This is a genomic window from Pyxidicoccus fallax (assembly GCF_012933655.1).
Lineage (GTDB): Bacteria > Myxococcota > Myxococcia > Myxococcales > Myxococcaceae > Myxococcus > Myxococcus fallax.
The window spans coordinates 12,237-23,799 of sequence record NZ_JABBJJ010000060.1 but is presented as its reverse complement, the minus strand read 5'-3'; the positions used below and the strand labels follow the sequence as shown (position 1 = coordinate 23,799).

The 11,563-nt window shown below is 70.7% G+C and carries 7 protein-coding genes; 4 read left to right on the top strand and 3 right to left on the bottom strand.

The window, feature by feature from the left end:
* Window positions 1–18 precede the first annotated feature (18 nt).
* From HG543_RS15350 to HG543_RS15335, 4 genes are read left to right on the top strand one after another with little or no spacing between them, the layout of a single operon-like run.
* Window positions 19–1,233, top strand: a complete 1,215-nt coding sequence (locus tag HG543_RS15350) for an aminotransferase class I/II-fold pyridoxal phosphate-dependent enzyme (protein ID WP_169345509.1) — start codon at window positions 19–21, stop codon at window positions 1,231–1,233.
* Between the two features lie 15 nt (window positions 1,234–1,248).
* Window positions 1,249–2,139 (top strand): HpcH/HpaI aldolase/citrate lyase family protein, encoded by an 891-nt coding sequence (locus HG543_RS15345; protein WP_169345508.1) that lies wholly within the window; start codon window positions 1,249–1,251, stop codon window positions 2,137–2,139.
* Entirely contained in the window at window positions 2,136–2,663 is a 528-nt protein-coding gene (locus tag HG543_RS15340) for a MaoC/PaaZ C-terminal domain-containing protein (RefSeq protein WP_169345507.1), read from the top strand. The genes HG543_RS15345 and HG543_RS15340 overlap by 4 nt, the downstream gene beginning before the upstream one ends.
* 7 nt (window positions 2,664–2,670) lie before the next feature.
* Window positions 2,671–3,651, top strand: a complete 981-nt coding sequence (locus HG543_RS15335; RefSeq protein ID WP_169345506.1) for an NAD(P)H-quinone oxidoreductase — start codon at window positions 2,671–2,673, stop codon at window positions 3,649–3,651.
* On the opposite strand, the gene HG543_RS15330 is transcribed toward HG543_RS15335, so the two are convergent.
* From HG543_RS15330 to HG543_RS15320, 3 genes are read right to left on the bottom strand one after another with little or no spacing between them, the layout of a single operon-like run.
* Window positions 3,652–4,851 (bottom strand): cytochrome P450, encoded by a 1,200-nt coding sequence (locus HG543_RS15330; protein WP_169345505.1) that lies wholly within the window; start codon window positions 4,849–4,851, stop codon window positions 3,652–3,654.
* The gene (locus tag HG543_RS15325) at window positions 4,848–6,362 is read right to left on the bottom strand and encodes a condensation domain-containing protein (RefSeq protein ID WP_169345504.1); all 1,515 of its coding nucleotides are present in this window, start codon (window positions 6,360–6,362) and stop codon (window positions 4,848–4,850) included. Before HG543_RS15325 ends, HG543_RS15330 begins: the two co-directional genes overlap by 4 nt.
* Window positions 6,359–11,506 carry a non-ribosomal peptide synthetase gene (locus HG543_RS15320; RefSeq protein ID WP_343073362.1) on the bottom strand — a complete coding sequence of 1,716 codons (5,148 nt, stop codon included), beginning with the start codon at window positions 11,504–11,506 and terminating at the stop codon, window positions 6,359–6,361. Before HG543_RS15320 ends, HG543_RS15325 begins: the two co-directional genes overlap by 4 nt.
* Window positions 11,507–11,563: the final 57 nt, after the last annotated feature.

The following is an 11,563-nucleotide window of genomic DNA, read 5'->3' as shown; positions in this document are numbered from 1 at the left end:
ACCGTGACGAGCGCAGCCATGAACGAGAAGAACCTCTACCGCAACTCCGAGTCGATGATTGCTCACGGCAACCCGTCCTTCCAGGCGGCCAAGGAGGCGGGCCTGCTGGACCTGGCGGTGCGGAACACCGGGCGGGGCACCGTGGAGCTGCCGGACGGACGCGAGTTCATCAACTGCTGCTCGTGCTCGTACCTGGGCCTGGACACGCACCCGGACATCCTCGAGGGGGCCATTCAAATCCTCCAGCGCGAGAAGACGTTCAACATGTCCATCTCGCGCCTGCGCATCCGCCTGAAGGCGCTGGATGACCTGGAGTCCGAGCTGTCCAAGCTGTGGCGCGCGAAGGTGGTGGTCACCACGACGGCCAGCGCGGCCAGCGCGGGCATCCTGCCGCTCATCGCCTCCGGGCACCTGCTGCCCGAGGGCAAGCCGCCCGTCATGGTCTTCGACAAGGCCGCGCACTTCTCGATGAACCTCATCAAGCCCATCTGCGCGGACGAGACGGAGGTCCTCACCTCGCCGCACAACGACCTGAACTACCTGGAGGACATCTGCCGCAAGCACGCGCGCGTGGCCTACGTGGCGGACGGCTTCTACTCCATGGGCGGCGCCGCGGTGGTGAAGGACCTGTTCGCGCTGCAGGAGCGCTACGGCCTGTTCCTCTACTTCGACGACTCGCACTCCATCTCGCTCTACGGCGAGAAGGGTGAGGGCTTCGTCCGCTCGCTCGTCCTGGGGGACCTCAACCCGCGCACCATCATCATCGGCTCGATGGCCAAGGGGTACGGCACGTCGGGCGGCGCGGTGATGCTGGGGCCCGACTACCACACGGACCTGGTGGCGCGCTTCGCGGGGCCACTGGGCTGGTCCCAGAGCACCAACATCCCGGCCATTGGCGCCAGCCTCGCCTCCGCGCGCGTGCACGCCGGTCCGGAGCTGGCCGAGCGGCAGCGAGCCCTGCGCGCGAACATCCGCGCCTTCGACGAGCGCATCACCACCCGCACCAAGGGCGAGGAGTTCCCCATCAAGGTCATCGAGGTGGGGCCGGAGTCCGCGGCGGTGGAGGCCTCGCGGAGGATGATGGAGCGCGGCTTCTACACCTCGGCGGTGTTCTTCCCCATCGTCCCGAAGGGGAGGGCGGGGCTGCGCATCATGATGCGCGCCAACGTATCCGCGTCGGACGTCCAGCGGCTGTGCGACGCCGTTCAGCAGGTGCTGCCCAACGCGGCCTGAGAAAGTGGAGGCGTCATGGTGACGTTCACACCCGGCAGGACCGTCCTGGTGACTCCCGCGCTGGACCCCTGCCGCTTCGACAAGGCGGAGGTGGTTGGCGCGGACATGGGTCAGCTGGACCTGGAGGATGGCGTGCCCCCGGCCCTCAAGGGCGAGGCACGCCGGCTCGCCATCGACTACCTGAGGCATGCGCCCAGGCGCTGCCCCATGTCCGTGCGCATCAACAGCCTGCGGACCGCGGATGGCCTGCGAGACGTGCTCGCCATGCTGGATTCCGGAGCAGGGCCCGACGTCATCGTGATTCCCAAGGTGGAGTCGCCCATCGAGGTGCGGCAGCTCGACGAGCTGCTGGGCGGCCGCTTTCCGGAGCTCGCGCTGATGGCCATCATCGAGACGCCCAAGGGGGTCTCCGCGGTGGATGACATCGCCGCCGCCACGCCGCGGCTGCGCGGGCTCATCTTCGGCGCGGCCGACCTGTCCTCCCAGCTCGGCGTCCCGCTCACCTGGGAGCCCATGCTGTACGCGCGCTCGCGCATCGCCATGGCCGCCATCGGCGCGGGGCTGCACGCCATCGACTCGCCGTTCTTCGATTTGCAGAACCCGGCGGGACTGGAGGAGGAGACACGGCGGGCCCGGGCGCTGGGCTTCACCGGGAAGATCGTCATCCACCCGGAGCAGGTGCGAGTCGTCCACGACGCGCTGCGACCCTCGGCCCAGATGGTGGATCAGGCGCGGCGGGTGCTGGCCCAGGCGGATGACGGGAAGGGTGGCATCCACGTCGTGAGCGGAAACATGATTGGTCCCCCGCTGGTGGCCGCGGCCCGGCGGGTGTTGGCGAGCATTGAAATCGAGCAGGCGCTGATTCCCATCCCGCTGCGGACGGGGTCTGGGAGTGGAGACACATGAAGAAGATGGTCACCGCCCACAAGAAGGTGGGCAAGCAGCGGTACCGCGAGACGTACGGGCTCTACTACGAGGACTTCGAGGTGGGCGACGTGTTCGAGCACCGCCCCGGCCGAACCCTCACCATGGTGGACAACATCTGGCAGTCCCTGCTGTGTCTCAACACGCACCCGCTCCACATCGACGCCGTCTATGCCTCCAAGACGGAGTGGAAGCAGCCGCTGATGTCCAGCCTGGTGACGCTGGCCATCGTCGGGGGCATGGCCCTCAACAGCACCAGCGCCAAGGGCGTGGCGAACCTGGGCTGGGACAAGATCCGCCTCACCGCCCCGGTCTTCGTCGGAGACACCATCTACGCGGAGAGCCGCGTGCTCAACAAGCGCATGTCCAAGTCCCGCAAGACGCAGGGCATCGTCTCCGTGGAGACCAAGGGCCTGAAGGCGGACGGTACCGTCTTCATGACCTTCGAGCGCTCCTTCCTCGTTCCCCTGCGCAAGCACGCCGTGGATATCGATGCCAACTACTGAAGCTCCCATGAGGACGGTGTTGCTGGACGGCTTCGGCGGTCCGGAAGTGCTGCGCGTGGCCGAAGCGCCTCGCCCGAAGCCGGGACCCGGTCAGATTCGCGTGCGCGTGCGGGCCTCGGCCCTCAACCGCGGGGACACGGTGCAGCGCAGCGGCGGCTATCCACTGCCGCCCGGCGTCACCAATCCGGGCCTCGGCATCGAGGTGGCGGGAGAAGTGGAGGCCTGTGGCTCCGGCGTGACGACGCTGAAGCCGGGCCAGCGCGTCTTCGGGCTCGTGGCGGGTGGAGGCTACGCGGAGGCGTGCCTCATGGAGGAGGGCATGGCCGTCCTGATGCCGGACGGCTGGTCCTTCGTGGAGGCCGCGGCCACGCCGGAGGCCTTCATCACCGCGCACGAGTCGCTCGTGGAGCTGGGCGGCCTGCGCGCCGGCCAGTCCGTGCTCATCCACGCGGGAGGCAGCGGCATCGGCACCGCGTGCATCCAGGTGGCGCGCGCGGTGGGCGCGCGGCCGTTCGCCATCGTGGGCAGCGAGGAGAAGCGCCGGCGGTGCCTGGAGCTGGGCGCCGAGGGAGCCGTGCTGCGCTCGGAGGGGAACTTCGCCCGGGAGGTGCTGACGCTGACGGGCGGGGCCGGGGTGGACGTGGTGGAGGACTTCGTGGGCGGCGCGGCGTTGGACCGCAACCTGTCCGTCCTCAAGTTCGGCGGCTGTCTCCTCCTCGTGGGCCTGCTGGACGGGATGAGCGCGGACCTGGACCTGCGGCAGGTGGTGATGCGGCGGCTCCAGCTCAAGGGCATGGCGCTCCGCCCGCTGTCTCCGGAGCAGCGGGTGGCCGTCACCCGGCGCTTCAGCGAGCGGTGGCTGCCGGAGCTGGCGGCGGGGCGCGTGCGCCCCATCATCGACTCCACCTTCCCGCTGGAGCGCGTGGCGGACGCGCACCGGCGGATGGAGTCCAACGCCAGCTTCGGGAAGATCGTCCTCGAGCTGTAGCTACCAGGTGACGGGGAGCTCGTGCGCGCCGAGGATGTTCTCATCCTGTTTGAAGGGGATGTCCTCGACGGGCACGGCCAGCCGCAGGGTGGGGATGCGCCGAAACAGCGTGCGGAACACCACCTCGAGCTGGATGAGGGCCAGCGCCCGGCCCGTGCACAGGTGCATGCCATGCCCCATCGCGAGGTTGGGGCGTGGCTCGCGCTGGAGGTCCAGGCGGTCCGGCTCCGGGAAGACCGTCTCGTCCCGGTTGGCCGCGGAGAGCTGGACGAGGACCCCTTCACCGGCCCGGATGTGCTGGCCCCCGAGGGTGACGTCCTCCAGGGCGACGCGCTGCCGGGCGCTATGCGACACGGTGACGAAGCGCAGCAGCTCCTGAATCGCGGCTGAGATTTCCCGGGGGTCCTCCATCGCGCGGAACCTGTCGAGCTGGTCGGGGTGGAGCAGCAGCGCCACCACGCCCATGCCGAACATGTACGCGGAGGGCCCGTGGCCCGCGTGGAACAGCAGCTGGAACATGGCGGCCGCGTCGGGCTCGCTGAGCTTCCCGGGCAGCACCTGCTCGGCCACGACGCGGCCGACGAGCGTGTCGCCCGGGGCGCGCACGTTCGTGGCCACAAGACGGTGGAAGAAGCCGTCCAGCGCATCCAGCGCGCGTTCCACCGCCTCCTTCGGCGCGGTGCGGGAGCCCACCGTGCGACTGAGGACGTGCAGGTGCTCGGCGTCCTCGCGGGGCATGCCCAGCACGTCGCAGATGACGCGGATGGCGACGGGGAGCGCGAAGGCCGCCATCAGGTCGATGGGTCGAGGCCCGGCCAGCATCGCGTTGATGGCTTCGTCGACGGTGCGCTGGATGGCGGGGCGCCAGGCCTCCATCTTCCGTGACGTGAACTCGTGCAGGAGCATGGCCCGCTGGGGCCGGTACTCGGCCTCGGGGCGGAACGCGAAGGGCAGGAGCCGGGCCCGCCGGGCCTTCGAGGCGGGGGACGTGTGCGGAAAGCCCGGGTGCGTGAAGTCCCCGCACAGCCGTGGATCCGCGAGCGCTTCACACGCGTCCGCATGGCGAGTGATGAGCCACGGCGTGCTGCCATCCCAGATCTTCACGGGACATACCGGGGCTTCCCGTTGGAGCCGTTTGTAGTCGGCGGGAGGATCCAGCGGACGCCGCAAGTCCCTGGGCTTCGGATAGGAATCGCTCATCGTGACGCTCCTCGATTCGTGAACCGGGCGGCGGCACCCGCCGCCGTCGGGACTTCGTACAAGTCACGCAGCCCGAGTCCGGGGCCGAGTTCGGCACGGATCCGGGCCGCCACTTCGACGAGCTGCAGGGACTGTCCGCCCAGACGGAAGAAGTCGTCGTGCGGACCGACTGTCTCGACTCCCAGCACGTCCGAGAAGATCCGCATGAGGACGCGCTCCGTCGCGGTGGGCGGAGGCAGCAGGCGCGCCACGGGAACTCCGGGCGTCGCGGCGCGCAGGACCTCCTCGTAGGCCGACAGCAAGCGGGTGATGAAGCCCGCGTCGAACAGGCTCTCGTCGTATTCGGCCCAGACGACGCTCGCGCCGTCGGAGGTCTCCTCGACGCGCAGGGTGAGCTCGAACTTCGCGGTGGCGAAGTCCAGCAGGCAGTCGCTCACCTCGCAGCCTTGCAGTGCCAGCACGCCCGTCGTGCCCGCCGGGTGGTAGGCGAAGTTCACCTGGACGATGGGCGACCGGCTGGAGTCTCTCGGTGGGCCGAGCGCGGCGACGAGCTGCTCGAAGGGCAGGTCCTTGTGGGCATTCACGGCGGCCGTGGCCTCCGCCACCCGAGTGAGCAGCTCGCGGAAGTCGGGGTGGCCGCTCAGGTCCACGGGCAGCGCGACGGTGTTGACGAAGAACCCGAGCACGCGCTCGACCTCGGGGAGCTCGCGGTTGGCTACGGCCAGCCCGAGCAGCACCTGCTCCCGTCCCGCCTGGTGCCCGAGCACCACCCCGCAGGCGGCGGCCAGCACCGTGAACACGCTTCGCTGCTCGCTTCTCGCGAGCGCTCTCACCGACGCGGCGACCTCGGAGGGAAGGACGCGATGCATGCGCCGCCCCCGACCCATGGGCCGGCGGGGAGGGACGAGGTCCAGCACCAGCGGGAGCCCGGACAGCCGCTGGCACCACCACCGTGTCAGCGCCTCGCGCCGCGCGCCGGTGAGCTGCTCCCGCTGCCACGCCGCCCAGTCCACGTACTGCACGGGAAGCTCGGGAAGCCTCACGGGCTCACCGCGGACCACCGCCCGATAGGCGAGCGATAGCTCCTCGAAGAAGACCTGGAGCGACCATCCATCGGCCGCGAGCAGATGCGCCGAGAAGACGAGGAGGTGCGCCTTCGGAGACCACCGAAGCACGGTGAGCCGCAGCAACGGCCCGTGCTCGATGTCGAACGGCCGCGCCACGGTGACCTCGGCGTGCTGGAGCGCCTCGGCTTCGTTCGCCACGTCCAGCACCTGCACATCGACACGTCCATCCAAAGGCACCTGCTGGTGCGCGCCGAGCGGGTAGCGTGTTCGCAGCGGCTCATGCCGGGCCACCAGCACGTCCAGGGCCACGCACAGGGCGGAGAGGTCCAACGGGCCCTTCACCCGGAGGCAGCGCGCCGAGCTGTGCGCGAACCCCGTGGGGTCGAGCCAGTGGAGGAAGCACAGCCGCTGCTGGGCGAAGGACAGCGGGAAGACGCTCGTCATGTGCGAGGCAACCTGCCGATGGTGGGCCGCGCGGGCGCTGGCGCGGCGAGCAGCTCCGCCAGCTGCGCGACCGTCGGTCCCGAGAGGAGGATGGCGAGGTCCACCTCGCGGCCCGTCATCCTGCTCAGCCGCGAGGCGAGCCGGACGGCCTGCAACGAGTGCATGCCCAGCGCGAACAGGCGCGCATGGATGTCGACCCGGTCCACACCCAGCAGCTCGGCGACGACCGAGGCGATGCGGGCCTCGGCGTCGTTCCTCGGCGCGGTGAACGGGGCGTCCGCCGGTTCCCCCTGCCACGCCGGCAGACGGGCCCGGTCGAGCTTGCCGTTGGTATTCAAGGGCAACGCGTCCAGGACCCGGACGTTCGTGGGCACGAGGTGTCCGGGCAACCCGCGCGCCAGCGCCTCGCGCACGGCCTGACCGGAGACCGAGGCCCCTGGCGCGGCCACGACGTAGCCGATGATTCGCGGCTCGCCCTCGGTCCGCTCGATGACGGCGACGGCGTCCGTCACCCCGGGGTACGCGACGAGCCCGGCCCGCACCTCGGCCAGCTCCACGCGCATGCCGCGGATCTTCACCTGCTCATCACGGCGGCCCAGGAAGTCGAGCACTCCACCGGGGAGCCACCGGCCCAGGTCCCCGGTTCGGTACAGCCGTGCCCCCGGAAGCCGAGAGAACGGGTCCGCCACGAACCGCTCGGACGTCAGCTCCGGCCTGCCGAGAGAGCCTCGGGCGACGCCAGGACCGCCGATGCAGATCTCCCCGACGACGCCCGGAGGCACCACCTGCAAGTGCTCGTCGAGCACGACGAGGTGGGCGTTGGGAAGCGCTCCGCCAATGGGGACTCGGGTGGCCGTCTCGTCGTTCCAGTCGCCGAGCCACTGGCCACTGACGATGATGGTCGCCTCGGTGGGACCGTAGGCGTTCATCACCCGCGTGACGCCCCTTTGCCGAAGCTCGCGGAACGCCTCCGGGGCAACGACGTCTCCGGCGACCAGGACCTGCTCCAGGCCGTCGAACACCTCCGGCGCCTCCGCCACCAGTTGATGGAACACCACGGGCGTGAACACGGCATGGGAGATGGCATCGTGGGTGAGACACCGCGCCAGTCCCCGCACGTCCCAGCCGGACTGGAGGAAATGGACGGCGGCGCCGTTCAACAGCGCGCCCCAGATCTCCAGCACCGAGACGTCGAAGGCGGCGGACGCCATGCCCAGCATCGTCCTGCCCGGTCTCAGCTCGGGCGCGTCCAGCGCGTGCAGGCGGGCGACGACCGAGTGGTGCTCGATCTGGATTCCCTTGGGCGTTCCGGTCGACCCGGAGGTGTAGATGACGTACGCGACGTCCGAGGGCTCGCCCGGTGGCAGTGGCGGGGCGGACGTGTCGGGGACTTCGTCCAGCACCACCTCTCGCGGTCCCGGCACCCGTCCTGCCAGCTCCGCCGTCGTCACCACGACACGTGCGCCCGCGTCCCGGACGAGCTTCTCCAGGTAGGGCGGGGGATGGCTCGACTCCAGGGGAAGGAAGGCCGCACCCGCCTCCAGGATGCCGAGCTCCGCCACGACGAGCCCGGCCGAGCGTGGGAGGCACACCGCCACCAGGTCTCCGCGATTCACCCCCAGGTCGCGGAGGTGACATGCCAGCCGCGCGGACCGGAGCGTGAGCTCGCGGTAGGTCATCGGCGCGGCGCCCGAGTTGACGGCGGGTGCATCCGGCGTGCGCTCCGCCCACTGCCTGACGAGCGTGGGCAGCCAGGGTGCCGGCGCGTCGCGCGTGGGGCCCCGGATGACGAGCGCTCGGGAGGCCGCGTCGTCCAGCAGGGACAGCCGCGACACCGGGGTGTCCGGCGCGGCGGTGATGTCGCGCAGGAGCCGTTGGTACGCGGACAGCATTCCGTCGATGAAGAACTCCTCGAAGAGGTCGGAGTCGAACTCCCAGGCGAGCGTGATGCCTCTCAGGGACGCGCGCGGACCCGGACGCACGGGGCCATCGGAGCGGGGGATGTGCACGACATCCCCCTCCAGGCGGCTGATGTGTCCCGGCTCGGCGTAGCGGGGGACGGCGACGACGGACAGCTCGAACTTGGCCGAGCCATTGCCGAGCCCCTCGATGATGGAGACGTCGAGCGGCGACGCGCACACCGGGCCCAGGGGCGCGTCGTGAAAGCTGAACAGGGCCTGGATCAACGGGTTGGGCCCGCCGTCGCGTCGGGCGGGGGACTCCGCGAAGAGCATCTCGTAAGGCAGCTCCTGGTGGTCGAAGACCTCCAGGCACGTCTTCCGCATCCGCGCGAGGAACTCGGTGAAGGTGGGGTCGCCATGCAGCCGGCCTCGCAGCACGACCGTGTTGACGAACATGCCCAGCAGGTTCTCCGTCGCGTCCCAACGCCGGTTGGCGACTCCGGAGCCAACGAGGAGGTCACGCGAACCGGTGTATCGGTGAAGCAGGACGAAGAAGGCCGCGAGGAGCGTGGTGAACAGCGAGGTGCCGTTGCGCTCGGCCAACGCCTGGAGTCGGCGCGCCAGCTCGCCGTCGAGTTCCATCCGGGGTGCGGCGCCACGGAACCGCCTCGCCCCGGATGGGACGCGACGGGGAAGCTGGAGCACCGTCTCGGCGCCTTCCAGCTCCTGGCGCCAGAAGCGGCGCTGCTCCGCCGCGGCTTCGGTGCCGCACCACTCCCGCTGCCAGCGCGCGTAGTCCTCGTACTGCACGGGCAGCTCCGGGCGTAGCACCCTGCCGTGACGCACGTAATCGGCGTAGCCATCGAGCAGGTCGCGGACGAAGACGTTGAACGACCAGCCGTCGTGCACGACATGGTGCTCGACGTGGACGAGGAGGTGTTCATCCGCGCCCAGCCTGATGAGCAGCCAGCGGAAGGGCCGGCCCTCGGCGAGCGCGAAGGGGGCTTCGACCATCTCGCGAACGACCTCGCCGACCCGGAACGCCAGCACGTCTTCGTCCACGCCGCTGAGGTCCCGGAGCGGTACTTCCACCTCCCAGGGCTCCTCCAGCTCGCAGCGCAGCTCCCCGTCCACCTCGGGGAATCGGGAGCGCAGCACGTCGTGGCGCCGGACGAGGTCGGTGAGGCTGGCATTCAGCGCCGCGCGGTCCAGGGGACCTTCCAGCCGGAGCACCGCCTGTGTGTGGTAGGCCCGCGCATCCGGGTTGAGCTTGTGCATCAGCCACACGCGCTGCTGTCCGAAGGACGGAGTGAGCGGAGCCCCTGGCGGCGCTCGGCGTGGGCCCGGGTCCACGTTGTCGCGCCGCACCTCCAGCCGTGCCGCGATTTCCGCGACGGTGGGCGCTCGCAGCACGGCGCTCAGCTCGACGTGGGCGCCCAGCACCGCGCGAATCCGGGCGACGAGCTGGGTGGCGAACAGCGAATGACCGCCCATCTCGAACAGGTTGTCATGCACGCCGACCCGCTCCACTCCGAGCAGGTCCGCGGAGATCGCGGCCAGGGCCTCTTCCACTGGCGCCTGCGGTGCCTGATAGCCGGTGCGGTCCGGGCGCCTCGGCCGGGGCAGTCGGGCGCGGTCCACCTTGCCGCTCGGGGTCAGCGGCCACGCATCGACCGGCACGATGGCATCCGGAACGAGATAGGCGGGCAGGCGGTGGCGGAGCTCGGCGCGGAGCGCGTCGGCCGACAGCACCGCGCCGGCGAGCGGCCGCACATAGCCCAGGAGCCGCTCGCCCGTGCCGTCGATGAGGGCCACCGCGTCATTCACGCCCGGCAGCGCGGCCAGGGTCACCTCCACCTGACCCAGCTCGATGCGCGCGCCGCGGACCTTGACCTGGTCGTCGCGCCGGCCGAGGAACTCGAGTCTCCCGTCGGGCAGCACCCTGCCCAGGTCGCCGCTGCGGTACAGGCGGCTCCCGGGGAGCGGACTGAACGGATCGGGAATGAATCGCTCGGCGGTGAGGGCGGGCCGTCCCAGGTACCCGCGTCCGACTCCGTCGCCGCCGATGCACAGCTCGCCCGGGACTCCGTCGGGGACGGGACGCAGGTGCTCGTCGAGGATGACGACATGGCAGTTGGAGAGGGCACGGCCGATGGGGATCCGGTCCCCGTCCCGCGCATCCACGGTGTGCAGCGTGCTGGCCACGGTCGCTTCCGTCGGCCCGTAGCCGTTGATGAAGCGGAGGAACGGGGCCCACTGCCTGGCGGTCTCCGGAAGGCAGACGTCCCCCGTGCTCATCAGCATCTGGAGGTCGGGGAACCGGCCCGGCGGGAGCGTGCGGAGGACGGTCGCGGGAAGCACGGCATGGGTGATGCGGCGCTTGCGCAGCAGCTCGGCCAGCGGCTCACCAGAGAGCCGTGAGTCGTCGATGATGTCCAGCCGGCCGCCGTTGGGCAGCGCCATCAGGACGTCGAACAGGGACGCATCGAAGGACGGGTGGAAGAACTGGAGGACCCGCGTGCCGGGCCCCAGCCCTCCGAGCGCGTCCCGCTGGGCGTGGAGCAGGTTGGCGACGCCCCGGTGCTCGACCATCACGAGCTTGGGCTCACCCGTCGAGCCAGACGTGGAGATGACGTACGCGAGGTCCTCCGGGGCGAGCGCTACCTCGCCATCGGTGTCCTCGGGAGGAGTGAGCCCGGCACCGAGGTCGAGGTGGGGCACGCCCGGCACGGCGCTGTCCGGGGACGGGCCGACCACCAGCGCCGCGCGGGCCCTCCGGATGACGTCCTCGCGCCAGGCCTCTGGGTGCGCCGGGGCGAGAGGGAGATAGGCCGCACCCACACGCCAGACGGCGAGCGCGGTCTCGATGAAGGCGGGCCCCCGGTCCATCACGACCGCGACCACGTCTCCGCGCCGGAGCCCCCGGGCTCGCAGCACACGGGCCAGGGCGCGGGTGCGCTCACGCAGCTGGGAGTAGCTCCACTCGACCTCGCCATGCGCGACCGCGACGCGCTCACCGTGCAGGCGTGCCTGTTCATCGATGAGGTCCAGCGCCGACCGCCAGGGCCCGCGGTCGAGCCTGCCGTCCCGGATGCGAGCCGCCACCCGCGCGTCGTCCACTCCATCCGGGAGCGCGGTGCCACCGTGCGCTCCGAGCGCCCACGGGCGCTTCAGCCGGAGGGCGGGCAGCAGTCGTTCGTACTCGGTTCCGGTGACGAGCCTGGGCGGGGAAGGGGGGCGCACCCGTCCGCCATAGAGCGCGGCTCCCAGGCGCATAACACCCGAGAGAGGGAGAGGCCC

Excerpts from the sequence above, each read along its gene's own strand:
- HG543_RS15350 (WP_169345509.1), top strand. The coding sequence starts at position 19 with ATGAACGAGAAGAACCTCTACCGCAACTCCGAGTCGATGATTGCTCAC.
- HG543_RS15345 (WP_169345508.1), top strand. The coding sequence starts at position 1,249 with ATGGTGACGTTCACACCCGGCAGGACCGTCCTGGTGACTCCCGCGCTG.
- HG543_RS15340 (WP_169345507.1), top strand. The coding sequence starts at position 2,136 with ATGAAGAAGATGGTCACCGCCCACAAGAAGGTGGGCAAGCAGCGGTAC.
- HG543_RS15335 (WP_169345506.1), top strand. The coding sequence starts at position 2,671 with ATGAGGACGGTGTTGCTGGACGGCTTCGGCGGTCCGGAAGTGCTGCGC.
- HG543_RS15330 (WP_169345505.1), bottom strand. The coding sequence starts at position 4,851 with ATGAGCGATTCCTATCCGAAGCCCAGGGACTTGCGGCGTCCGCTGGAT.
- HG543_RS15325 (WP_169345504.1), bottom strand. The coding sequence starts at position 6,362 with ATGACGAGCGTCTTCCCGCTGTCCTTCGCCCAGCAGCGGCTGTGCTTC.